The 23402-nt window shown below is 71.3% G+C and carries 22 protein-coding genes and 2 pseudogenes; 14 read left to right on the top strand and 10 right to left on the bottom strand.

What is annotated here, in order from left to right:
* Positions 1-122: 122 nt before the first annotated feature.
* The 4 genes from IG08_RS62175 to IG08_RS62170 form a co-directional block, all read right to left on the bottom strand.
* Positions 123-548: an FMN-binding protein gene (locus tag IG08_RS62175; protein ID WP_030621328.1), complete on the bottom strand. Its 426-nt coding sequence runs from the start codon at positions 546-548 to the stop codon at positions 123-125.
* Between the two features lie 32 nt (positions 549-580).
* Positions 581-1477, bottom strand: a complete 897-nt coding sequence (locus IG08_RS0151360; protein ID WP_030621324.1) for an aldo/keto reductase — start codon at positions 1475-1477, stop codon at positions 581-583.
* Positions 1478-1510: 33 nt separating this feature from the next.
* Positions 1511-2908 carry an MFS transporter gene (locus IG08_RS0151355; protein ID WP_030621322.1) on the bottom strand — a complete coding sequence of 466 codons (1398 nt, stop codon included), beginning with the start codon at positions 2906-2908 and terminating at the stop codon, positions 1511-1513.
* Positions 2909-3069: 161 nt separating this feature from the next.
* Positions 3070-3552 carry an FAD:protein FMN transferase gene (locus IG08_RS62170; protein WP_234343210.1) on the bottom strand — a complete coding sequence of 161 codons (483 nt, stop codon included), beginning with the start codon at positions 3550-3552 and terminating at the stop codon, positions 3070-3072.
* A 9-nt stretch (positions 3553-3561) separates the two neighbouring features.
* Between IG08_RS62170 and IG08_RS62165 the strand changes: the two are divergent.
* The 5 genes and pseudogenes from IG08_RS62165 to IG08_RS0151330 form a co-directional block, all read left to right on the top strand.
* A pseudogene (locus IG08_RS62165) lies at positions 3562-3627 on the top strand (cupin domain-containing protein); the annotation flags it as partial.
* A gap of 309 nt (positions 3628-3936) precedes the next feature.
* Entirely contained in the window at positions 3937-4689 is a 753-nt protein-coding gene (locus tag IG08_RS0151345) for an SDR family oxidoreductase (RefSeq protein WP_030621319.1), read from the top strand.
* 27 nt (positions 4690-4716) lie between these two features.
* Positions 4717-5022, top strand: a pseudogene (locus IG08_RS58460) (nuclear transport factor 2 family protein); the annotation flags it as partial.
* A 54-nt stretch (positions 5023-5076) separates the two neighbouring features.
* The gene (locus IG08_RS0151335) at positions 5077-5916 is read left to right on the top strand and encodes a helix-turn-helix transcriptional regulator (RefSeq protein ID WP_030621315.1); all 840 of its coding nucleotides are present in this window, start codon (positions 5077-5079) and stop codon (positions 5914-5916) included.
* Complete coding sequence (locus IG08_RS0151330) at positions 5916-6515, top strand: TetR/AcrR family transcriptional regulator (RefSeq protein ID WP_030621312.1); 600 nt, start codon at positions 5916-5918, stop codon at positions 6513-6515. Before IG08_RS0151335 ends, IG08_RS0151330 begins: the two co-directional genes overlap by 1 nt.
* A 28-nt stretch (positions 6516-6543) precedes the next feature.
* Here the strand turns inward: IG08_RS0151330 and IG08_RS0151325 are convergent, their stop codons facing one another.
* Positions 6544-6906, bottom strand: a complete 363-nt coding sequence (locus IG08_RS0151325; RefSeq protein WP_030621309.1) for a winged helix-turn-helix transcriptional regulator — start codon at positions 6904-6906, stop codon at positions 6544-6546.
* 130 nt (positions 6907-7036) lie between these two features.
* On the opposite strand from IG08_RS0151325, the gene IG08_RS0151320 reads away from it, so the two are divergent.
* A complete protein-coding gene (locus IG08_RS0151320; protein ID WP_030621307.1) occupies positions 7037-7687 on the top strand; it encodes an FMN-dependent NADH-azoreductase in 651 nt (216 codons plus the stop codon).
* A gap of 69 nt (positions 7688-7756) precedes the next feature.
* On the opposite strand, the gene IG08_RS0151315 is transcribed toward IG08_RS0151320, so the two are convergent.
* Both IG08_RS0151315 and IG08_RS0151310 read right to left on the bottom strand, forming a co-directional pair.
* Positions 7757-9367: an IclR family transcriptional regulator domain-containing protein gene (locus IG08_RS0151315; RefSeq protein ID WP_030621305.1), complete on the bottom strand. Its 1611-nt coding sequence runs from the start codon at positions 9365-9367 to the stop codon at positions 7757-7759.
* A gap of 63 nt (positions 9368-9430) precedes the next feature.
* Positions 9431-10714: a M6 family metalloprotease domain-containing protein gene (locus IG08_RS0151310; RefSeq protein ID WP_078656119.1), complete on the bottom strand. Its 1284-nt coding sequence runs from the start codon at positions 10712-10714 to the stop codon at positions 9431-9433.
* 256 nt (positions 10715-10970) lie between these two features.
* On the opposite strand from IG08_RS0151310, the gene IG08_RS0151305 reads away from it, so the two are divergent.
* Together IG08_RS0151305 and IG08_RS0151300 are read left to right on the top strand one after the other, a co-directional pair.
* Positions 10971-11612 carry a TetR/AcrR family transcriptional regulator gene (locus tag IG08_RS0151305; protein ID WP_390898671.1) on the top strand — a complete coding sequence of 214 codons (642 nt, stop codon included), beginning with the start codon at positions 10971-10973 and terminating at the stop codon, positions 11610-11612.
* A 131-nt stretch (positions 11613-11743) separates the two neighbouring features.
* Complete coding sequence (locus tag IG08_RS0151300) at positions 11744-13294, top strand: MFS transporter (RefSeq protein ID WP_030621297.1); 1551 nt, start codon at positions 11744-11746, stop codon at positions 13292-13294.
* A gap of 108 nt (positions 13295-13402) precedes the next feature.
* Here IG08_RS0151300 and IG08_RS0151295 read toward each other — a convergent pair whose 3' ends face one another.
* Entirely contained in the window at positions 13403-13912 is a 510-nt protein-coding gene (locus IG08_RS0151295; protein ID WP_030621295.1) for a MarR family winged helix-turn-helix transcriptional regulator, read from the bottom strand.
* A gap of 131 nt (positions 13913-14043) precedes the next feature.
* Between IG08_RS0151295 and IG08_RS0151290 the strand changes: the two genes are divergently transcribed.
* Positions 14044-14835 carry a dioxygenase family protein gene (locus tag IG08_RS0151290; protein ID WP_030621292.1) on the top strand — a complete coding sequence of 264 codons (792 nt, stop codon included), beginning with the start codon at positions 14044-14046 and terminating at the stop codon, positions 14833-14835.
* Between the two features lie 19 nt (positions 14836-14854).
* On the opposite strand, the gene IG08_RS0151285 is transcribed toward IG08_RS0151290, so the two are convergent.
* Positions 14855-15385, bottom strand: coding sequence for a GNAT family N-acetyltransferase (locus tag IG08_RS0151285; protein WP_030621291.1), 531 nt, complete (start codon positions 15383-15385; stop codon positions 14855-14857).
* Between the two features lie 201 nt (positions 15386-15586).
* Between IG08_RS0151285 and IG08_RS0151280 the strand changes: the two genes are divergently transcribed.
* Both IG08_RS0151280 and IG08_RS0151275 read left to right on the top strand, forming a co-directional pair.
* Positions 15587-16585 carry a sigma-70 family RNA polymerase sigma factor gene (locus IG08_RS0151280; protein ID WP_030621289.1) on the top strand — a complete coding sequence of 333 codons (999 nt, stop codon included), beginning with the start codon at positions 15587-15589 and terminating at the stop codon, positions 16583-16585.
* Positions 16586-17400: 815 nt separating this feature from the next.
* A complete protein-coding gene (locus tag IG08_RS0151275) occupies positions 17401-18027 on the top strand; it encodes a TetR/AcrR family transcriptional regulator (protein ID WP_030621287.1) in 627 nt (208 codons plus the stop codon).
* A gap of 521 nt (positions 18028-18548) precedes the next feature.
* Here the strand turns inward: IG08_RS0151275 and IG08_RS0151270 are convergent.
* Entirely contained in the window at positions 18549-19523 is a 975-nt protein-coding gene (locus tag IG08_RS0151270; RefSeq protein ID WP_030621282.1) for a helix-turn-helix transcriptional regulator, read from the bottom strand.
* 62 nt (positions 19524-19585) lie between these two features.
* Between IG08_RS0151270 and IG08_RS0151265 the strand changes: the two genes are divergently transcribed.
* The 3 genes from IG08_RS0151265 (at position 19586) to pfkB (ending at position 23161) form a co-directional block, all read left to right on the top strand.
* The gene (locus IG08_RS0151265; protein WP_030621281.1) at positions 19586-21148 is read left to right on the top strand and encodes an MFS transporter; all 1563 of its coding nucleotides are present in this window, start codon (positions 19586-19588) and stop codon (positions 21146-21148) included.
* A gap of 307 nt (positions 21149-21455) precedes the next feature.
* On the top strand, positions 21456-22217 hold the full coding sequence (locus IG08_RS0151260) for a DeoR/GlpR family DNA-binding transcription regulator (protein WP_030621279.1): 762 nt from the start codon (positions 21456-21458) through the stop codon (positions 22215-22217).
* Positions 22214-23161 (top strand): 1-phosphofructokinase, encoded by a 948-nt coding sequence (gene pfkB, locus IG08_RS0151255; RefSeq protein ID WP_030621267.1) that lies wholly within the window; start codon positions 22214-22216, stop codon positions 23159-23161. Before IG08_RS0151260 ends, pfkB begins: the two co-directional genes overlap by 4 nt.
* The last annotated feature ends 241 nt before the right edge of the window (positions 23162-23402 follow it).

Below are 23402 nucleotides of genomic sequence, written 5' to 3'. Positions count from 1 at the left end.
GGTGCCGTCGGCGCGCTCGGACTCCAGGTCGAGTTCGACGGATGAGCCGATGCGGTCCAGCTCGTCGTCGGTCCAGGTCGGCATGGCATGGCCTTTCCTACGGTTACTTGTCTGACGTGGCGTCAGCCGGACGCTTCGTCCTTGATCCGGGCGATCGCTTCGTTGAAGCCGTTCGGGGTGCCGCTGGAGCCTGCGACGCGGTCGAGGCGGACCTCGTCGATGGGCCTGCCTTCGACGAGGTCCGGGACCGCGGCGGCGAAGCGCTCCTGGAAGTCGCGTGACGTGGGATCGGTGGCCTGCGGGGCGACCTCGGCGTCGGTGATCACGCCGTCGTCGAGCGTGACGGTCACCTCGATGCTCGACGGCAGGCCGCCGTACCAGCCGCGCGCCGTGTACTCGCCGTCCGCGTATGCGGAGTTGGTGCGCGACGCGGGCGATTCCGTGTCGCGCGCGGTGTCCGGGGCGTCGGTCGAGCACGCGGCCAGGGCGGCGGCCGCCGATATGCCGGCCAGGCTCGCGCGCACGGCTCCTCTGCTACGACCGGACATGTTCCGTTCCTCTTCGACGGTGGGCCGGCGCGTCAGTTCTCGACCCTCTTCGGGTGGGTCGTCGTGTTGATGAGCTCGGGATCGGGACCGCCGCGTACTCCCGTGTCGAGGGCGTCGACGGCGGCGACCTCCGCCGGGGTGAGGGAGAAGTCGAAGACGTCGATGTTCTCCGCGATCCGGGACGGGCGGACCGACTTCGGGATCGGGGACACCCCGTGTTCGAGGTGCCAGCGCAGGAGGACCTGGGCCGGGGTCTTGCCGTACTTGTCGGCGAGCGCGGTGACGACCGGCTCCCGCAGGGCGTTCCGCACGTTGTCCGGGTCGGCCGGGCGGTAGACCGTGATGCCGCCGATCGGGGACCAGGCCTGGGTGAGGATGCCGTGGCCGGCGTGGAAGGCGCGCAGGGCCGGCTGGTTGAAGTACGGGTGGATCTCGACCTGGTTGACGGCCGGGACCACCTCGGTGCGGGCCATCAGGTCCGTCAGGTGCTGCTCGCTCTGGTTGGACACGCCGATCGCACGGACGCGGCCGTCGGCCAGGAGCTTCTCCGCGGCCTTGTAGGCGGCCACGGTGCCGTCGAAGTCGGTGGGCACCGGCTGGTGCAGCAGGTACAGGTCCAGGTGGTCCAGGCCCAGACGCTTCAGACTGGCGTCGAAGGCGTGCAGGGCCTCGTCGTAGCCGTAGTCGCTGATCCACAGCTTGGTGGTCACGAACACCTCGGAGCGGTCGACGCCGGAGCGGACGATGGCCTCGCCGACCTGGCGCTCGTTGCCGTACGCGGCCGCCGTGTCGATCAGGCGGTAGCCCTCCTCGAGGGCGGCCTCGACGGCGCCCACGGTGTCCTCGGGGGAGCTCTGGAAGACGCCGAGGCCCAGGGCGGGCATCTCGACACCGTTGTTGAGCTTCAGGTACGTGCTCTTGCCGGTCATGGGGGATTACTCCGATCAGGGGAGAGGGGGATTTCAGTGGCGGGGCTGTCGGCGCAGGCCGAGCACAGCGGTCGCCACCAGCAGGACCGCGGCCGACACCAGGCCGACGCGCAGGCCGTGCAGGAAGGTCGCCCGGTCGGCGATCAGCGCGCCGAAGACGGCCACCGCCAGCGCGCCGCCGAACTGGCGGAAGGTGTTGAGGACGCCACCGGCCAGGCCGGCGCGCTCCGGGGCCACGCTCTCCAGCATCAGCCCGGTCATCGCGGGCACGGCCAGCGAGCCGCCGATGCCCACCGGCACCAGCAGCAGGGCGACCGCCCAGGCCGGCGTGGACAGCGGCAGCAGGCAGACCAGCAGCAGGCCCCCGGCCATGACGAACTGCCCGGCGACCATCGTCACCCTCGCTCCCGCCCTGCGGATGATCGCGGCGGAGACGAAGGCACCGCCGGCGGTCACCAGGGTCATCGGCAGGAACGCCACGCCGGTGGCCATGGCCGACAGGCCCCGCAGGTCCTGGAAGTACAGGCTGAGGACGAAGACCAGGCCGTAGAAGCCGATGTTCAGGGCGAATCCCGCCACCAGGCTGAGCGCGACCGGCCGGGAGCGGAACAGGTCCAGCGGCATCATCGGATGCGCGCCGCGGGCCTGGCCCAGCAGGAACACCACCAGCGACACGGCGGCCACCGCCAGCGCGGCCAGCACCTCGGGCCGGTCGAAGCCGTACTCGCCGCCCTCGATCAGCGCGTACGTCAGGCCGCCCATCGTCAGGACCGCGGTGATCTGCCCGGTCCGGTCGAACGGGACCGGACGGCGCGGGGAGCGCGCCACGCGGGCGAGCAGCAGCAGGGCCACGGCGCCCACCGGCACGTTGATGAAGAAGATCCACCGCCAGCTCAGCACGGTCAGCGCACCGCCGAGCAGCGGCCCGGCGGCCGCGCCGACCGAGCCGCCCACGGCCCACAGCGCGAGCGCCCTGGTCCGGTCGGCGGCGTCCGGGTACGCCTCACGGATGATGGCCAGCGTCGCCGGCATCATGACCGCCGCGCCCGCGCCCTGGACCAGACGCGCCGCGACCAGTACGGGCAGGGTGGGCGCGAAACCGCAGGCCGCGGAGGCGACGAGGAAGAGGGCGAGCCCCGCTCCGAAGGCCTGGCGCGCGCCGATCCGGTCGGAGATCGCCCCGGCGGACAGCAGCAGCGCGGCCAGCATCAGCGTGTAGCCGTCCACGACCCACTGCAGCCCGGTGATGCCACCGCCCAGGTCGTCCCCCATCGAGGGCAGGGCGACGCTCACGATGAGCGCGTCCAGGGTGATGACGAAGAAGCCGATCACGGCCGCGCCGAGCGCGGCGGCCGGGCTGGTGCGCCGGCCGGTGGCGGGTGCGATCAGTATCTGGGGCTGGGGTTCCGCTGCGGTCCGGGAACCGGACATGGGGGGTCCTCCGTGAAATGGAGCCTCGTCTTCTCTCTGTGTAGAGCGTGGCTCCCGGCCCCGCCACGCGGGAGACCGCGCTGTTCAGGGGAGCCGTCAGCGGGGGGTATGACAGGGCCCCCTTCGCGGGGCCCTCGGATCGCGGACGGAACGGACCGGTGTTACGGCGTCTGGCGCAGGTCGCCGCTCGCGTCCACGACGAACCGGGTGAACCCGGCCTCCCGGAGCAGCGCGGAGACGATGTCGACGAGGTAGCCCTTCCCGGCCGCGCCCACGTCGATCACGAGCGGACGGCGCGTGACGATCACCGGGCCGTCCCGGACGACGTCCGCCGCCCAGGCCGCCGGGCGCTCAGCTGCTACGACCGCCTCGGCAGCCGGAGTGAGCGAGTACATGGCGTCGTAGCCGAGGAGTTCGAGCGCGCGTCCGACCAGTGGGTCCACGGCGCCGTCCGTCGCCGCGAGGGGACGGTCGTAGAGGCCGAAGAGGGTGAGCGAGTCGGGCGGGAACGCGAACCGTCCTCCGTCCGGCGCGGCGGCGATCCGGGACACGAGCGAGTCGGGGCGGAAGCGGGAGTACGTGGCGTCGAAACGCTCGATCCGTTCGAGGACGCGGTCGCGCCCCGCGCCCGTACCGACTGGCACTCCCACACCCTGGGCCAGACCCTGCACATCGTCTCCGGCATCGCCCTGATCGGCGGCCGCGACGGCACGATCATCGAGGCCCGCCCCGGCGACACGGTCCACACCCCGCCGGGCGAGGAGCACTGGCACGGGGCCGCCCCGACGCCTTCATGGAACACCCGCCCTGTGGGAGGGACTCGGCGACGCCAGCCCGGAGACGACCTGGCTGGAGAAGGTCACCGACGAGCTGTACAACGGCCCCCGCACCACCACCCTCTGACGAAGGACATGCAGGGACCGCCGGTCCCTGGACAAACCTTCCTCTCCCGCCCCCACGCGGGCGCTCCTACGGTCGAGGCTGCGGGCGCTCACCGGCCCGCAGCCCGCGAAGGAGAGAAGACCCCCATGAAGATGACCGGCAACACGATCCTGATCACCGGCGGCACCTCGGGCATCGGGCTCGGCCTGGCCCTGCGTCTGCACGAGGCCGGCAACAAGGTGATCGTCGCCGGTCGGCGCAAGGAACTCCTCGACGAGATCACGGCCGAGCACCCGGGCATCGACGCGCTCGTCCTCGACGTCGCCGACCCCGACTCGATCGCCCGCGCCGCCGAGACGGTGGCGACGAGTCACCCGGAGCTGAACGTCCTGGTCAACAACGCGGGCATCATGCTGCGCGAGAACCTCCTCGACCAGGCCGACCTCCCGGTCGCCGAGGACCACGTCACGGTCAACCTGCTCGGCACGATCCGGATGACGTATGCCTTCCTGCCGCTGCTGGTGGGCAGGGCCGACGCGGCTGTCCTGAACGTCACCTCCACGCTGGCGTGGGTGCCGCTGCCGATCACCCCGACCTACAACGCGACCAAGGCCGCGCTGCACTCCTTCTCCGAGAGCCTGCGCGTGCAGCTCGCCCGGGCCGATGCCGGTGTTCAGGTGATCGAGGTGGCCCCGCCGGCCGTGCGGACGACGTTGCTGGGCCAGCAGGACAGCGAGACGGCCATGCCGCTGGACGACTTCCTCTCCGAGACCCTGACCCTTCTGCGCGACCAGCCCGACGCCAGGGAGAACATCGTGGCGCAGGCCAGGTTCGTGCGCGACGCGGAGGCCAACGGCTCGTACGACGACGTCCTGACTCGGCTCAGCAACGTCGGCTGAGCCGACCGGAGACAGGACGACGGTGAACTCGGCGTCCTCGGTGAGGTCCTCACCGAGGACGCCGTACGGGACGGAAGCGCCTTCGGCTTCGAGCCGGTCGTCGGACTGGACGCGATCACCTCCGTCCCGAGTGCCGACGGACACGCGAGCGCCCATCGCACGACGAGCATCGTCGTGTCGGAGGGGCCGGGCGACGAGGCCCGGGTCCGGTCCAAGGCCCTGGGCGTCATGGACGGCGGCACCGTCGTCAGCGCGGTCCACGCCGACGAGATGCGGCGCACCGCCGACGGCTGGCGCATCTCGAGGCGGGTCATCCAGGTCAGGCAGCCGTAGCCATGGATCGGTGGTCTCTGGATAGCCGGGCGGGAAGCGGCGACGATGGTCGGCATGGACAAGAAGGAACTGGCGGAATTCCTGCGCCGGCGGCGTGAGACGCTGCGCCCCCGCGACGTCGGGCTGGTCGAGGGACCGCGCAGGCGTACCCGGGGGCTGCGCCGCGAGGAGGTCGCCCAGCTCGCCGGTATGTCCACCGACTACTACGCCCGCCTGGAACAGCAGCGCGCCCCGCAGCCCTCGATCCAGATCGCCACCGCCCTGGCCCGGGCGCTGCGGCTGACCCTGGACGAGCGTGACCACCTCTTCGGTCTCCTCGGGCACAACGCCCCGGCCCGCTTCCACCGCACCGAGCACGTCAGCCCGACGCTGATGCGGGTCCTGGACCGGCTGGACGACACCCCGGCCCTGGTGCTGACCGACATGGCCGACACCCTCGCGATGAACCCGCTGGCCATCGCCCTGCTCGGGGACCAGACCCGCCACACCGGCCTGGCCCGCAGCGCCTACTACCGCTGGTTCATGGACCCCGCCGAGCGCCTGGTGTACCCGGAGGAGGACCACGCACGCCACGGCCGCGCCCAGGCGGCCCGGCTGCGGGTCGCGCTGACGGCCGGCAGCGACACCCCCAGAGCCGCCCGGATCCTCGCCGAACTCCGGGAACACAGCCCGGAGTTCGTCGATCTGTGGGAACTGCAGGAGGTCGCCCAGCGCTACGACGAGAGCAAGACCATCGTCCATCCCGAACTCGGCCGCATCGACGTCGACGGCCAGGTCCTGTTCACCGACAACCGCGCCCAGACCCTGGTGGTGCTGACCACCCGTCCCGGCACGGAAAGCCACAGCAAGCTGGAGCTGCTCTCCGTCATAGGGCACCAGCAGCTGACCCCGTGATGCACGCACCGGACGACTCCGTCACCGAGCGGGCCGATGCCGCCCGTAACCGGACCCGGCTGCTGGCGGCGGCCGCCCGGCTGGTCGCCGAGCGCGGGGCCGAACACGTGACGATGCACGAGGTCGCGGAGGCCGCCGGGGTCGGAAAGGCCACGCTCTTCCGTCGGTTCGGCGACCGTGACGGGCTGCTGCTCGCCCTCCTCGGTGCGGCGGAGGCCGAGTTCCAGGAGGCGTACACCTCGGGTCCCCCGCCACTGGGACCGGGCGCGTCCGCGGGGGACCGGCTGGCGGCGTTCGGCTGCGCGCTGATCGAGCGCACCGCCGCCGGCGCGGACCTGGGCGCCGCGCTGGGCCGCCAGGTGCTCCACGAACGCCGGCACGCCTCCGACACCGGCCGCGCGTTCCACCAGCATGTCTCGACTCTCCTGCGGGAGGCGGGAGTTGACGGCGACCGCGACATGCTCGCCCACGCCCTGCTCGCCTTCGCGACCTTCGAGACGGCGGACTACCTGCGGGTCGGTTGCGGGTTCCCCGTCGCACGCCTCCAGGCCACCTGGGTGGACCTGGTGCGGCGGGTGACCCGAGCCGACGCAGCCTGAACCCTGGGGATCACCCACAGGGCAGAGGTCAGAGAGCGGACGAGGCCGAGCTTCGGTCCGCCTCGGGGAGGTGCCTCTCCGCCCAGGCGGCCAGTTCCTTCAGGGCCGGCGCGAGGGCCTCGCCGGCCTCCGTCACGCGGTACGAGACGCGCAGCGGCGGCCCCTCGTCCACCTCGCGCACGACCAGCCTTGCCGCGCCCAGCTCGGTCAGCCGGTCCGAGAGCATGCGCTCGCTGATGCCCGGGATGGCGCGGTGCAGGTCGGCGAAGTGCACCGGGTGCTCCATCAGTACGGCCATGATCGGGCCGGTCCAGCGCTTTCCGAGCAGCGCGAAGACGCGCGTGATCGCGCCGTCGACCGTCTTGCAGGGCTCTGCGACCGGTTCCCTCATGGCTGAAGTGTACTGCGGGACCGGTCGTAGCTGAGAAAAAGTAAGCTCCTGTGGTATCAATAGGAGCACACGGAATGAACGTTCTTCGCTTCCGGGCGCCCCTTTCGTATCCCGTTCATTGGAGACCCCCATGGCAACGCTGCTGCACCTGGACTCGGCCCTGTGGCCGGAGCAGAACTCCGCCTCCCGCGCGGTCACGGCCGCCTTCCGTCAGGCGTGGGAGGCCCAGCACCCCGACGGCACGGTGATCTACCGGGACCTCAACGCCGACCCGGTGCCGCACCTGGACACGCTCACCGCCTCCGCGGCCTTCAGCGCCCCCGCCGACCACACCCCGGAGCAGGCGGCCGCGTTCGCCGAGCAGCTCAAGCTCATCGAGGAACTGGAGAGCGCGGACGTCGTGCTCATCGGCGCCCCGATGTACAACTTCACGATTCCCTCCACGCTGAAGGCATGGATCGACCAGGTGATACTCGTGGGCCGCACCGCGCTCGTCGAGGAGTCCGCGGTCAAGGGCACCCCGGTGTACATCGTGGCGAGCCGCGGCGGCTCCTACGCCCCCGGCACCCCGCGCGAACCCCTCGAGTACGTCCAGAACTACCTGGAGGGCGTCCTCACCGAAATGATGGGCATGAAGGTCGACTTCATCGTCCCCGAACTCACCCTCGCCCACTCCAACCCCGCCATGGCCGAGCTCATCCCGCTCGCCGACGCGTCCAAGGCCAAGGCTCTCGAGGACGCGACCAACAAGGGCAAGGAAGCGGCCCTCAAGGCGGCCTGACCCCTGCGACCGTGGCCACCCCTGCGGCCGTGACCACGCCTGCGACCGCGACCGCGACGCCCGAGGGGCTCAGGACAACGGAACCCGGGTGAACCGCCCCGCCACCCGCAGATCCGCCTCGATACGGGCCGCCGTCGCCGTCAGCTCGGGCAGGACGTCCCGGACGCACTCCTCGACGGTGCGGCGGGCGGCGTGCAGGGCCACGTTCACCGCGGCCACCACTGCACCCGCACGGTCGCGGACCGGGACCGCGACCGAACGCAGCCCCTCCTCCCACTCCTCGTCGACCAGCGCGTAACCCCGTGTGCGTACGTCCGTCAGCACGGGGTCGGTCACGTCCGGACCCCCCGCCAGCAGCACCCGCCCCAGCGAGGTCGCCCGGGCCGGCAGCCGCGTACCGACCGTGATGTCCACGCTCATGACACGGCCCGCACCCGCCCGGGCCGTGTACTGGACCTCCTCACCGGCCAGCACCGCGAGCCCCGCCGACTCCTCGACCCGGGCGGCCAGTTCAGCCAGGTGCGGGCCCGCGATCCGGGGCAGCGAGGTGCGGGAGAGCGGCGGGAACCCCAGGGACAGAACCCGCGGCGTCAGCACGAACGCGCGGTGCGGGCCCGGGGCCACCAGCCCCAGATGTTCGTACGTGAGCAGCGCCCGCCGGGCGGTCGCCCGCGCAAGCCCCGTCGCCGTGGCGACCTGGGTGAGGGTCAGCTCCGCCCGCCCCTGGCCGAAGGCCGTCAGGACGGTCAGCCCACGGGCGAGCGACTCGACGAACTCCCGGCCCAGTTCCTGCTTCGACGCCCCCGTCCAGGTCGCCAGCCCCGAGGGCGGCGGCCCCGGTTCCGCCCCCGCTGCCCCGGCCAGTTCGCGTTCCATGCCCGCGACCGCCGCCCGCAGCCGGGGAAGCAGCGTGTCGTGCAGATCCGTCGCCGTGTGCCGACTCGTGTGGCTGACCACGCTCGCCACGCACGCGATCCGGTCCGTGCGCGGATCCCGCACGGGCACCGAGACCGCCACCAGCCCCGGTTCGATCAACTGGTCGTCCAGCGCCCAGCCGTCCCGCCCCGCCTGCGCCGCCCGTCGCTCGAACTCCCCGTCCGAGTCCCTGTGTTCACGCGGTGGTACGGCGGGAAAGCCCCGGTCCTCCGGATCCGCCGCCCGGCGCGCACGCCAGCTCTCCCGCTCCTCCCGCGTCCACTCCGCCGCGAACAGCGGTCCCGGCGCGGTGCGTTCGGCCGGCAGCAGGTCGCCGATGCGGAAGCTCAGGGACATCGCGCGGCGGCGGGTCGCCTGGTGGATGAACCGGATGCCGTCACGGTCGCCGACCGCGAGCGACACCGACTCGTCCAGCTCGTCGGCGAGGGCGTCCGCGTGGGAGCCCAACAGGGCGGGCAGACGCAGGGAGGACAGGTAGGCGTTGCCCAGTTCCATCAGCCGGGGGGCGAGGACCGCGTCCCGGCCGTCGAGACGGACGTATCCCATCCGGGCCAGGGTCGAGGTGATGCGGTCGACCGTGGAACGCGCGAGGCCGGTGGCCCGCTCCAGCCCGCTCGGGCTGAGCGTCCCGCCCGCCTCGGTCAGTGCCCGCAGCACGGCGACCCCCCGGATCAACGGTGTGACCGCCTCGGCCGGTACGGCGTCGGCAGCTCCATGGGGGTCCAGCACGGTGTTCGAGGGCATCGGCTCTCCGGTACGGCGATCGCGGCAGGCCTACCGTAATCCCCGGCCACCCGGCCCCGGCTCCTACCGCCGCGTCACCAGCAACCGGTAGTTCCCGTCCGCGTCCGCCCCCGCCACCTGGATCCGGACCCCCTTCCCCAGGTCCCGGAACTCCTCCCCGGGAGCGAAGGGCGCGTCCGACAGCTCGGCGTGGACGTTCGGGCTGCGGGTGCAGCCGCCGCTGTCACGCTGGGAGTCGTACACCTTCACCGGGCCCATGCCGGTGTCGACGTCCGCGTCGACCTTGTAGATCAGCACGCCCGGACGGCACACGGTCTCGTCGTTGCCCTCGCGGGTGCGCAGTTCGACGGCGTACCCGGTGCGGTCGCTCAGGGGAACGAAGAGGAGCTTCGCGCCGCCCGGACGGGCCAGCGGCGTCAGCGTGTACTCCGTGGTCCCCGGGGTCGTCACGCAGTTCACCTGGGTCCCGTCCAGCCAGCCGAGCTTCCACTTGTGCCAGCCGAGGAGGTCGTTGTTGGCCCCCCAGTCCTCGCTCATGATGTCCCAGTGGCCGACCGCGCCCCCGCCCTCCTGGGTGTAGAGGTCGGGCAGGCCGAAGACGTGGCCGTTCTCGTGGGGGAGGACCCGGTAGCCGGTCCGGTCGTAGGTGCCGGAGCCGTCGTCCTGGCGGGAGTAGACGAAGGAGGCGTTCGAGACGGGGACGCCGTCCGCGACCGGGGCCTCGGGGTTGCCCGCGAAGGTCACCGACAGGACCGTGTCCAGCGCGGAGGGGCCGGCGTTCGGCGTCACCAGCACGTTCAGGAAGTCGTACGACCGGAAGTCCACCTGGGGATCGGCGGCGGCCACGATGTCCTGGACCAGCCGGCGGTAGCCGGGGTCGAAGGGGGCGCCGCGCTCTATGTCGTAGGACCGGAAGGGCTTCGGCATGCGCAGCCAGTCGGGGACCGGGGTCTCGGGGCGGTAGTCGAGACGGCCGTAGGAACTGGTGCGGAACCAGTCCTGGGTCTGCGGGAAGAACTCGCGGTAGCGGTCGAGGGCTCTGCCCCGGCCGGGGGCGTCGGAGAAGTCGACCATCAGGGTCAGGGCGCGCACGGTGCCGGTGGAGCGGGAGTAGCCGCCGGAGGTGGGGACGCCCTCGGACATCTGGACGGCCGGTCCGCCGTTGATCATGCAGGGGCCGTGCACGGAGGAGCGGGACAGCGCGATCGGGCCGGCCCCGGCCGCCGTTGTGGAACCCGCCGTGAGGTGACCGGTGCCGGCCGACGTGCTGACCGCGAAGGTCAGCGCCGTCACCGACACGAGGGCGGCCACACGGCGCGGGCGTATCCGACGACTGCTCTGCTGCATGCACGGCCCTCTCCGTCCACGGCAGCCGCAGGTCCACGGGCTGCACCCTTTCGATCACCCTGTGTCGAGGGGTGCGGGGGCGCGCGTTGGAGGAGACCGAACGTGGGTTTCTCGCCGTCGATCATGTGACTCAGGTCACACGACGATTTCTCCTCAACCCGAAATAACCGGGGAGCGTCTCCCCGTTTAGACGTGTGTCCGCGCGAAACGGGGAGACGCTCCCCGGATCGCACACCAGTCACCCGAGGAGTACGCCGTGATCGCGACCGCTGTGCAGCGAAAGGTGACCCGGCCGCGCGCCGACGCCCTGCGCAACCGGGAGCGGATCGTCACCGCCGCCCGCGAGATGCTCACCGAGTTCGGCCCCGACGTGCCGCTCGACGAGATCGCCCGCCGGGCCGGCGTCGGCAACGCCACGGTGTACCGCAACTTCCCGGACCGCGACGCCCTCGTCCGCGAGGTCGTCTGCTCGGTCATGGACCGTACGTCGGAGGCGGCCGAGCTCGCGCTCGCCGAGACCGGCGACGCCTTCGAGGCCCTGGAGCGCTTCGTGCACGTCTCCGCCGACGAGCGGATCAGCGCGCTGTGCCCGATGGCCTCCTCGACCTTCGACCAGAACCACCCCGACCTCGTGGCCTCGCGCGAACGCATCGAGCAGCTCGTCGAGCAGCTGATGGACCGGGCCAAGGCCGCCGGTCAGCTCCGCCCCGACGTCGGCGTCGGCGACGTGCTGGTCGCCGCGGTCCAGCTCAGCCGGCCCCCGGCCGGCATCGGCTGCCTCAGCGCCGACCGCTTCGTACACCGTCATCTGCAGCTGTTCCTGGACGGACTGCGGGCCCCGGCCCGCTCCACCCTGCTGGGCACGGCCGTGACCATGGAGGACCTCCGCCAGGCCTGACCGGCCGGCCCTGACCGATTAGTTCAGCGCTTCACGCCAGTCACCACACCGACTTTTCCGGCCGTCACCGATGACGGGCCGTCCCCTTACGACACCTTTTTCCGTCACGAAGTCCCGAAGTGGGTATCCCCATGTCTGAAACAGCCTCCAAGGCTCCCGGCGCCGCCGCGCAGACCGGCGACGCCAACCGCTGGAAAGCGCTCGTCTTCATCGCGCTCGCCCAGCTGATGGTCGTGCTCGACGCGACCATCGTGAACATCGCCCTGCCGTCCGCCCAGACCGACCTGGGCATCTCCGACGGCAACCGCCAGTGGGTCGTCACGGCCTACGCCCTCGCCTTCGGCGGACTGCTCCTGTTCGGCGGCCGGATCGCCGACCTGTGGGGCCGTAAGAACGCCTTCGTCGTCGGTCTGGCGGGCTTCGCCCTGGCCTCCGCGCTCGGCGGTGCGGCCACCAACGAGGCGATGATGTTCGGTGCCCGCGCCCTCCAGGGTGTCTTCGGCGCCCTGCTCGCGCCCGCCGCGCTCTCCCTGCTCGCCGTGATGTTCACGGACGCCAAGGAGCGCGCCAAGGCGTTCGGCATCTACGGTGCGATCGCCGGTGGCGGCGGCGCCGTCGGCTTCATCCTCGGCGGCGTGCTGACCGAGTACATGGACTGGCGCTGGACGTTCTTCGTCAACATCCCGTTCGCCATCGCCGCGGCGCTCGGCGCGTACTTCGTCATCCGTGAGCCGGAGGGCGGCCGCAACCGCAACCCGCTCGACATCCCGGGCGTGCTCCTGTCCACCCTCGGCCTGGTCGCGCTCGTCTACGGCTTCACCCGCGCCGAGTCCAACGGCTGGGGCGACTCCCTGACGGTCGGCATGTTCGTGGCGTCGGCGGTCCTGCTCATCGCGTTCGTCGTCACCGAGGCCAAGGTCAAGGCCCCGCTGCTGCCGCTGCGCGTGATCACCGACCGCAACCGCGGCGGTATCTACCTCTCGCTCGGCATCGCCATCATCGCGATGTTCGGCACCTTCCTGTTCCTGACCTACTACCTGCAGATCGTGAAGGGCTACACGCCGATCAAGACCGGCTTCGCCTTCATGCCGATGATCGTCGGCATGATGGTCGGCTCGACCCAGATCGGCACCCGCCTGATGACCCGGCTCCCGGCCCGCCTGCTGATGGGCCCCGGCTTCCTGGTCGCCGCGGTCGGCATGCTCCTGATGACCCAGCTGGAGATCGGCTCGTCCTACGCCTCGACGATCCTGCCGGCGATGCTCCTGCTCGGCCTCGGCATGGGTACGGCGTTCATGCCCGCCATGTCCCTGGCCACCCTGGGCGTCGAGCCCCGGGACGCCGGTGTCGCCTCCGCGATGGTCAACACCTCGCAGCAGGTGGGCGGCGCGATCGGTACGGCCCTGCTGAACACGATCGCCGCGTCGGCCACGACCACCTACGTCGCGGACCACATCGGCTCCGCATCCTCCCGCTCGCAGCAGCAGCTGGTCCAGCTGGAGGGCATGGTGCACGGCTACACCAACGCGATCTGGTTCGCCGTCGGCATGCTGGTCCTCGCCGCGGTCATCGTCGTGACCCTCGTCAACGCCGGCCGCCCGGACACCTCCGTCGTGACCGGTTCCGGCGAGGGATCCGCAGAAGAAGGGGACGACATCAAGGTGCCGGTGGTCGCCCACTGACGGCGACCGTCCGGTCGTACCCCTTCGGAACCTGACGTACGTACGGGGATGGGGACGCTCCGTACGTACGGCACAGAGGACCTGCCCTGGTTCGGCTGAGCGAGCGGCTCAGCGGAGCCAGGGCAGGTCCGCACCCGCTTCGTTGGGCTGGAGTCCCTCGGCGACGATCTGCATGATCTCGCCGAGGGACTTCTGCTGTTCGGGGGAGAGCCGGTCGAACACCGCGTTCCGTACGGTGGTGACATGGCCCGGCGCGGCGCTCCTCAGCACCTCCAGGCCATCCTCCGTGACCACCGCGAACTGGCCCCGCTTGTCGGAGGGGCAGTCCTCGCGCCGCACCCAGCCGTTGCGCTCCAGGCGGGCGATCGCGTGGGAGAGGCGGGAGCGGGTGATCTTCGCGTACATGGCCAGCTCGGTCATCCGCAGCCGTCGGTGCGGGGACTCGGCGAGCTTGACGAGGAGCCCGTAGTAGATGTGCGGCATGCCCGCGTCACGCTGGAGCTGGCGGTCCATGTGGTCTTCGAGGAGGGTGGAGGCGTGCAGGTAGGAGCGCCAGACGCGCTGCTCCTCTTCGGTGAGCCACTCTGGCTCTTCAGCGGGTGTGGATGCCGTGTTCATGTACCCCACTCTACGAGGACTCTCCTTGAATCTTAAACAAATGGCGCGTACAGTCTTGAAAGTAGAAGCTTTAAAGTTGAAGCAGATCGTGCTTCAGGCTTGAAGCAACAGCCCTTGGAGGAGTCGCCGTCATGTCCGCCGCCACGCAGGAGCGCATGCCCGCCCTCTATCTGAGCCACGGCGCCCCGCCGCTCGCCGACGACCCGATCTGGCCCGGCGAGCTCGCCGCCTGGTCCGCCGACCTGCCCCGCCCCAAGGCGATCCTCATGGTCTCCGCCCACTGGGAGGAGGCCCCGCTCGCCCTCGGCGCGGTACGGCCGGTCCCCCTCGTCTACGACTTCTGGGGCTTCCCCGAGCACTACTACCAGGTGACGTACGGTGCGCCCGGCGCCCCCGAACTCGCCGATTCCGTACGTAAGTTGCTGCGCGCTCCCGGCATCCCCGTGCAGGACATCCCGGACCGCGGACTCGACCACGGCGCCTACGTCCCACTCGTCGAGATGTTCCCGTCCGCCGACATCCCGGTCCTGCAGATCTCGATGCCGACCCTCGACCCGGTGCGGCTGATGGAGATCGGCCGCAAGCTGGCGCCGCTGCGCGACGAGGGCGTCCTGATCGTCGGCTCCGGCTTCTTCACCCACAACCTGGCCGCCCTGCGGCACACCGGCGGGGGAGTGCCCACCTGGTCCTCGGAGTTCGACGACTGGGGTCGGCGCGCGCTGGAGACGCGGGACTGGGACGGCCTGCTGGACTTCCTGCACAAGGCCCCGGCAGGCCGTTACGCCCACCCGCGCACCGAGCACTTCGCCCCGCTGTTCGTGGCCATGGGGGCGGCGGAGGTCAGTGGTGAGCTGGACTCGCAGAAGTCGGTGATCGACGGGTTCTGGATGGGGATGGCGAAGCGGTCGGTGCAGTTCGGCTGACGAGGCTTTTCCGGTTGGTCTACAGGTCCCTCTCGTGCCAGGCCACGTCCCAGTAGCGGCCGAACTTCCTGCCCACTTCCCGGTACGTTCCGACGTACCGGAAGCCGAAGCGTTCGTGCAGCCGCGTGGACGCCTCGTTGGGCTGGGCGATGCCCGCGTAGGCACGGTGCACGTCCTCGCCCGCCAGGGCCTCGAAGAGGGCCTTGTAGAGGAGCGTGCCGATGCCACGGCGGCCCGCGTGCGGGGCGAGGTAGATGGTGACCTCCACGGAGGTCGCGTACGCGGCCTTCGGACGGAACGGGCTGGATGTGGCGTAACCGAGGATCTCCTGTGAGTTGCCTGTCGGGTCCGCCGCCGTGGCAACCATCAGCCGGTGCGGGCCGTCTTCAGGGTGGGAGAGCAGCCAAGGGCGGCGCTCTTCCGGAGTGAAGACGGCGGTATCGAATGTGATGGGCGTCTCACGTACGTAGTGGTTGTAGATGTCGGTGAGGGCGGTGAGGTCACCCTCGACTCCCGGCCTGACCTGCACCTCTGTGCGTTCCGACGGCATCCCGCCTCCTCGTGTGGCGGCACAGGGTACTGCATGATCAGAAAAATAGAGGGTCGGGTTGGGAATTCTGTCCGGATTCCAGTCGTTGTTTCCATCGGATGCAGGGCACCCGAGGAGAGTCCGGACAGTACCGGGAGGGCCTCGGTGACGGTGCTGAGCGTCCGAAGGACCACCCGACCTCACCATCGCAAGGGAGCACGCATGGCAACCCGTGCCGTCGCCCGTCGTAAGTCCGCCACCGGCGGGACCAGCGACGCGGCACGCAGTGTTCGCGTCCATGGCGGCGAGATCGCCGACCGCGACCTGGTCGGCATGTATCTCGACGAGATCGCGCGCACACCGCTGCTCGACGCCGCCAAGGAAGTCGAGCTGTCCCAGATCATCGAAGCGGGTGTGTTCGCGCGACAGGTTCTCGAGGGCGAGGCGGAGTCCCGGGCGGACGCCACCCGCGAGGAGCTCGAGGCCCTGGTCGCCGAGGGTGAGCGTGCCAAGGACGTCTTCATCCGTTCCAACCTCCGGCTGGTCGTGGCGGTCGCCCGCCGCTACCCGCGCAGCGGTCTTCCGCTCCTCGACCTGATCCAGGAGGGCAACGCCGGCCTGGTGCGCGCGGTCGAGAAGTTCGACTACCGCAAGGGCTTCAAGTTCTCGACGTACGCGACCTGGTGGATCCGCCAGGCGATCACCCGCTCGATAGCGGACCAGTCGCGCACCATCCGGCTGCCCGTCCACCTGGTGGAGGAGCTGGGCCGGATCCGCCGTGTGCAGCGCGAGTTCAACCGCGAGCACGGCCGCGACCCGGAGCCCGTGGAGATCGCCGCCGAGCTCGACTCGAAGCCGGACCGCGTGATCGACGTGCTGGACTGGGCCCGTGACCCGGTCTCGCTGAACATGCCGGTGGACGACCAGGGCGAGACCCAGTTCGGCGACCTGCTCGAGGACACCTCCGCGGAGTCCCCGGAGCAGTCCGTGCTGACTCTCCTGCGCAGCGAGGAACTCGACGACCTCATCGGCCGCCTCGACCAGCGCACGGCCTCCATCATCAAGATGCGGTACGGCATCGATGACGGCCGGGAGCGCACGCTCACCGAGGTCGGCAAGGAGCACGGCCTCACCCGCGAACGCATCCGCCAGATCGAGAAGCACGCCCTGCTCGAGCTGAAGAAGCTCGCGCGGGACACCGGGTTCGACGCGGCGGCGTAAGGCAGGCCTCAAGGCCGGGGCGGTCAGGGGGGCGTGATGAGTGTCGAGTGGCGTACGCCGGGTCGCGAAAGACGGCGTAAACACGGCGGTGCGACGCCGCTTCAACCTGCAGGGACCCGGGAACAAGACTTCAGGGTCCAGGTGTTCGGATCCACGACCGTGTCCCGGATCCCCTGAGCCAAGTCCCGACGCACTCCCCCCGGCGCCGGGACTCTCCCCGAGCCGGACTTCGGCGCCCCTCCCCCCGGGCGCCGGGGTCCGGCTCTCTCTTCTGGGCCCGTCCGGGACCTGTCCGGCGGATCGGGTCGCAGGGAAGCGGCGTGCCTGATCGGCACCGGTGAGCGGGGTCTGGTGCGTCGAGCCGCGGGCCGGAGGAGACGTTGACATCAGCCGCTGCCGCGGCGGGCGACGCACTGGGGGAGTCGGCGACCGACGACAACGCCGCGACGTCGATCGTGGCGGACCCTGTGTCTGCGGCATGGTCCGCCGGACAGGCCCAGCCATGCTGGAACGGCGGGACACCCCGTACCTGAACTCCGGGGTGGCCCGCCGAATGGCAGATTCTGCCACATGGGCATAGCCTGCCGAACGTGAGCAGCCCCAGCCCTGTACCGACGCCTGTGACGTCGGCTTTTACGTCGGCATCGGCGCCGGTGTCGACGCCGGTGTCCGGTTCCGATTCGGTGTCCGCGTCGGCTTCGGCTTCCGGGTCGGCTTCTGCGTCGGTGTCCGCGTCGGCTTCGGCTTCCGGGTCGGCTTCCGCGCCGGTGTCCGCTTCGGTTTCGCTGACCGAGCGGCGGAAGGCCGCGACCCGGATGGAGATCGCCCGGGCGGCCGCCGGGCTCTTCGTGAAACATGGCCTGCGCGCCAGCCGCGCCGAGGACATCGCCCAGGCCGCCTGCATCGCCCCGCGCACCTTCTACCGCTACTTCGCCACGAAGGAGGAGGCGGTCGCCCCCCTCTACGCGGCGGGCGCGCAGCTCTGGGCGGAGGCGGTACGCGAGGCCCCCGCGCACCTGCCCGTCCCCGAGGCCCTGGAACACGCGGTACGGCACACCCTGACGCCGGGCGCCGGCGTCTCGGCGTCCTCCTGGGCCTGGGTCCGCACCCTGATCCGCCTCGCCGAGACGAGCCCCGGGCTGCGGAAGGTGTGGGCGGAGGTGTGCCAGGCGGGGGAGCGGACGCTGGTGGAGGTGCTGGCGGAGCGGGTGGGGGAGCACCGGGGAGAACGGCAGGGGGAGGGTGCCGACAATGTTGCCGGTGATTCCGTCGTGTCCGCGGACCTGCGCTTCGCCGCCGCCGTCGCAAGTGCGGCCGTACGAACGGCAGTTGAGGCGTGGGTCGCGGGGGACGAGCCGGCAGAGGGGGAGGCGGGACCGGCAGGGTTGGCGCTGCGGAACCTCGCGCTGCTGCGGGAGTTTCCGTGGGAGGAGCGCGGCTGACCTGAGGGGTCGGCGATCCCTGCCGCTCGGCTGCGGTCAGCCGACGCCGTCAGTCCGGGGGGCGGTCGTTGCCGGTGCCGTCGTAGGTGCGGGCGGTCGTTTCCAGTGCTGCGGTAGTTGCGGGCGGTCGCTGCCGGTGTCCAGCCATGCCGTCAGGCTGTGGGCGGCGACGTCGATGCCGACTCGGCTGCGGGCAGTCGTGTCGCTGGGGCGGCTCCCGACCCGAAGAGAGCGGCACGCCGTATGGGCCGGGCTGCGCGCCTGTGCCGTCGTAGTCGCGGGCGCGGCACTCTCGCCGCGCCGTCAGGCTGCGGGTGCTCCAGCCATGCCGTCAGGCTGTGGGCGGCGACGTCGATGCCGACTCGGCTGCGGGCAGTCGTGTCGCTGGGGCGGCTCCCGACCCGAAGAGAGCGGCACCCCGTATGGGCCGGGCTGCGCGGCCCACGCCCGGTACCACCACCGGGCTCCTGGAAATCCCGTCCAGCGCACCCACCCTCGACCAGCACCAACCCCGGGCAACCTCACCCCCCGCCAACACCCCCCGCCCGACTCAACCGCCCACCCAACTCCCGTACAGCCGAAACAAGTTCCTCAGGCTCATGCACCGTGAACTCGACCCCGGTCAGAGCCAGCCGCACCGCCATCCACTCCACCGCGTCCCCCACGGTCGCCCGCAACCGACACCGCCCCTCGCCCACAGGCTCCGGCACCCCCAACCACCCCGGCACCTTCGCGGCCACGACATCCGCATCCGCAGCGAACGTCACGACCACCTCGTACGTCTCCTGCCGCTGGTACATCGACTGCCGCAGATACTCCGCCGCACTCCCCGTCGGCAACTCCCGCGGAGCGAACCGCGCCCCGGTCGCGAAGGGCTCGCTCACCCGGTCGACCCGGAAGGTCCGCCAGTCGTCGCGATCGAGGTCGTACGCGACGAGGTACCACCGCCGCCCGGTCGACACCAGCCGATACGGCTCGACCACGCGCCGCGAGTCGACGCCGTCCTTCGCCCGATAGGCGAACCGGAGCCGCTCTCGCCCGGCCACGGTCGACGCCATCACGGTCAGCGTCTCGGGCGCGATACTCGCCCCGTCCCCGCTGGTCAGCGGCGTGGTCGCGGCCTGGAGGGTCGACACCCGGTGCCGTAGCCGAGACGGCAGCACCTGCTCCAGTTTCGCCAGCGCCCGCACCGACGCCTCGTCCACCCCCTCGACCGCGTGCCCGGCGCCCGCGCGCAGCCCGACGGCGATGGCCACCGCTTCCTCGTCGTCGAGGACGAGCGGCGGCATCGCCTTGCCCGCGACCAGCCGGTAGCCGCCGTCGGCGCCCAGCGTCGCCTGCACGGGATAGCCGAGTTCGCGGAGCCGGTCGATGTCCCTGCGGACGGTGCGGCGGGAGACGCCGAGCCGGTCGGCGAGCTCGCCGCCGGGCCATTCGCGGGGCGTCTGGAGGAGGGAGAGGAGCTGGAGGAGCCGGGCTGGAGTGTCCGTCGTCATGGGTTCGAGGATGCCGTAGAACTAGGACACGATCTGACCTAATGGGGCCATAGCTTGAGGACATGACCTCCACCGAGACCACGCTCAGTGCGCAGCCCACTGATGCTCAGCCCGCCGCAGGCGACCGGCGCCGCTGGTTCGCCCTCGCCATCGTGATGACCGCGGCCTTCATGGACCTCGTCGACGTCACGATCGTGAACATCGCGATCCCGTCGATCCGGGCGGAGGCGGGCGCGTCGGTCAGCCAGATCCAGTGGATAACGGCCGGTTACGCCCTCGCCTTCGCTGCCGGCCTGATCACCGGCGGACGCCTCGGCGACATTTACGGCCGCAAGCGGCTGTTCCTGCTCGGTATCGGCGGATTCACCCTCGCCTCCGCGCTGTGCGGCTTCGCCGCGAACCCGGAGATGCTGGTCGCCTCCCGCATCCTGCAGGGCGCGATGGCGGCGATGATGGTGCCGCAGGTCCTGTCGATCGTGCACGCCACCTTCCCGGCGCACGAGCGGGGCAAGGTGTTCGGGCTGTTCGGCGCGATCGTGGGGCTGGGGGCCGTGTCCGGTCCGCTGCTCGGCGCGCTGCTGACCGAGTGGAACCTGTTCGGCCTGGAGTGGCGCCCGATCTTCCTCATCAACCTGCCGGTCGGCATCGCGGGCCTGATCCTGGGCAGCCGCTTCATCACCGAGTCCAAGGCGCCGCGAGCGCTGAAGCTCGACCTCGTCGGCGTCGCGCTCGTGGCGCTGGGCCTGCTGATGCTGCTCTACCCGCTCACCCGCGGCCTCGAGCTGGGCTGGCCGCTGTGGGGGTACGTGTCGATGGGCGGCGCGTTCGTCGTCTTCGGCGCGCTGGTGGCGTACGAGAAGCGGAAGACCGCACGCGACGGCTCCCCGCTGATCGAACTGTCCCTGTTCAAGGTGAAGAGCTTCGCCGCCGGCATCGCGGTGCAGACCGTCTTCGGCGTCGGGCTCGGCATCTTCTTCCTGGTGTGGACGCTGTACATGCAGACGGGGCTGGGCTGGAGCCCGCTGAAGGCCGGGCTGACCGGCGTCCCGTTCTCGATCGCGGTGTCGGTGGCGGCGGGGATGTCCGTCCAGATTCTGGTCCCGCGCCTCGGCCGCAAGGTGCTGCAGGCGGGCGCGCTGGTGATGGCGGCGGGTGTGCTGCTCTACATCTGGGAGTCCGACCGGTACGGCATGACGATCGCCCCCTGGCAGATGGCCCTCCCGCTGATCGTGATGGGCGTCGGCATGGGCCTGATCGTCGCCCCGCTGACGGACGCGGTGCTGTCGGAGGTGCCGCGCGAGCACGCCGGTTCGGCGTCCGGGCTCATCAACACCGTGCAGCAGATGGGGAACGCGCTGGGTCTTGGGCTGGTCTCGGTCGTCTTCTTCGGCGAGATCCCCGACAAGCTGGGGTTCGCCCAGGTGGGACCGGCGTTCGCCGACGCCTTCCAGTACGCGCTGGGCTGGGTCGCGGCGGTCATGGTGACGATCTTCCTGCTGATGTTCGCCCTGCCCAAGCGCCCGGCACAGCACGTGGAGGGGGCGGAGTCGGAGCTGCGGTCGGTGGAGGGCCCGCCGGTGGAAGACCCGTCGGTGGAGGGCAAGGAGCCCGAGCTCGTGTCCTGAGCCCAGGGTTCTGTCCGGGGCGAAGGGCTTGGTACCTGCTGGGGTACCGGGCCCTTCTGCCTTGTCCTTGTCCGGACCTGGGCCGACGGCGTACCGGGCACGGTCGGATGTCGTGTCCGGACACAGTCGGATGTCGTGTCCGGACACAGTCGGAAGTCCGTCGGATGTCGTGTCCGGGCACAGTCGGAAGTCCGTTCATGCCCGAATCACGCCCGAACCTGTTTACTTTCCAGAAATGCGGGCGTAGCCTCCCAGGCGAAACCACAAGTTCGGGCATGAGTCGGGTATCGGTCGGAGGCGAACGGACATGTACGCACCGGAGCGGCAGCAGGAGATCCTCCGGCTCGCCCGTGACGGCGGCCGGGTGGATGTCGTCTCGCTGGCCGAGGAGTTCCAGGTCACGGCCGAGACGATCCGCCGGGACCTGAAGGCCCTCGACCGCGCCGGCCTCCTCCGGCGGGTGCACGGCGGGGCCCTCCCGGCCGGGCGCCTCGACTTCGAGCCGGACCTCGCCGAGCGCGAGACGACGGCGGCCGACGAGAAGGACCACATCGCCAAGGCGGCCCTCGCGGAACTGCCGACCGAGGGCACCCTGATCCTCGACGCCGGTACGACGGTGGCGCGCCTGGCCGCCGCCATCCCGCTGGAGGCCTCGCTCACCGTCGTCACGCACAGCCTGCCGATCGCGGCCCGCCTCGCGGACCACCCCGGCATCCAGCTCCACCTCGTCGGGGGGCGCGTACGGCACCGTACGCGCGCCGCCGTCGACGCCTGGGCGCTCCGTGCGTACGGCGAAATCCGAGCCGATGTCCTCTTTGTGGCGGCCAACGGTTTCTCCGCCGATCATGGCCTCACCACCCCCGACCTCGCCGAGGCCGCGGTGAAGCGCGCCGCACTCGCCGCCGCCCGCCGCGTGGTGCTGCTCGCCGACTCCTCCAAGCACGGCCAGGAGCACTTCGCCCGCTTCGGCGACCTGAGCGACGTGGACCTGCTGATCACCGACAGCGGGCTGGGCCCCGAAGACGCCGCCGCGATCGAGCGCGGTGGCACGGAAGTAGTGCGCGCATGATCCTCACCGTCACCCCGAACCCGTCCCTGGACCGCACCTATGAGGTCCCCTCCCTCGACCGCGGCGAGGTCATCCGCGCCACCGGCGAGCGCATGGACCCCGGCGGCAAGGGCGTCAACGTCTCGCGCGCCGTCGCGGCCGCCGGTCAGCGCACGGTCGCCGTTCTGCCCCTGGGTGGTGCGCCGGGGGCGCTCGTCGCCGACCTGCTCGACGCGCAGGGCATCGAGGTCGCACCGGTGCCGGTCGCCGGAGCCACCCGCTCGAACATCGCGCTCGCGGAGGCGGACGGGGTGCTGACCAAGATCAACGCGCCGGGGCCGGAGCTGTCGGCGGAGGAGCAGGAGCTGCTCCTGGAGACGGTGCGCGCGCAGTCGCGCGACGCGTCGTGGATCGCATGCTGCGGGAGCCTGCCGCGGGGGCTCGCGCCGTCGTGGTACGCCGAGGTGGTCGCGCGGGCGCACGCCGGGGGCGCGCGCATCGCGCTGGATACCTCAGGGCGTGCGCTCCTTGAGGCGCTGCGCGAGCGGCCTGATGTGGTGAAGCCGAACGCCGAGGAGCTCGCGGAGGCCGTCGGGCGCCCCCTGGCGACGGTGGGCGACGCGGTGAAGGCGGCCGAGGAGTTGCGCGAGATGGGCGCACGCGCCGTGCTCGCGAGCCTGGGCGCCGACGGACAGCTGCTCGTGGACGGCGCGGGCGCCTGGTTCGCGAGCGCACACGTGGACGTCGTACGCAGCAATGTGGGCGCCGGCGACTCCTCGCTCGCCGGTTTCCTGATCGCGGGCGGCAGCGGCCCGGAGGCCCTCGCCTCGGCGGTCGCGCACGGCGCCGCCGCCGTACAACTGCCCGGAAGCGTGATGCCGACGCCGGGCGACCTGAACCCGGCGGCGGTGACGGTCACGGCCGAGGTGCCGGTGGATCGCGTACTGAAGGAGCCGGTGTCATGACGACGTCCCGCGCGCCCTACGGCGCCTTCGCAGCACTGGCTTCGAGGCGGCGAGGATCCTCGTTACTCGCCGCGGTCGACGGGAGGCAGGGCCGACCGAACCGCCCTGTCGCCTCGGGCAGGCAGGGCCACCTGAGCCGGCCCGCCGCCCGGTGGAGGCGGGGCTTCCCCGGCCCCGCCTCCACCACCCCCGCCGCCGATTTCTCCCGCCCACCCAACCCTGCAAACCCCCACTGCACCCC

The sequence above is a fragment of the Streptomyces fulvoviolaceus genome, from assembly GCF_000718165.1.
GTDB lineage: Bacteria > Actinomycetota > Actinomycetes > Streptomycetales > Streptomycetaceae > Streptomyces > Streptomyces fulvoviolaceus.
This window is presented reverse-complemented; position numbering and strand designations above follow the sequence as displayed.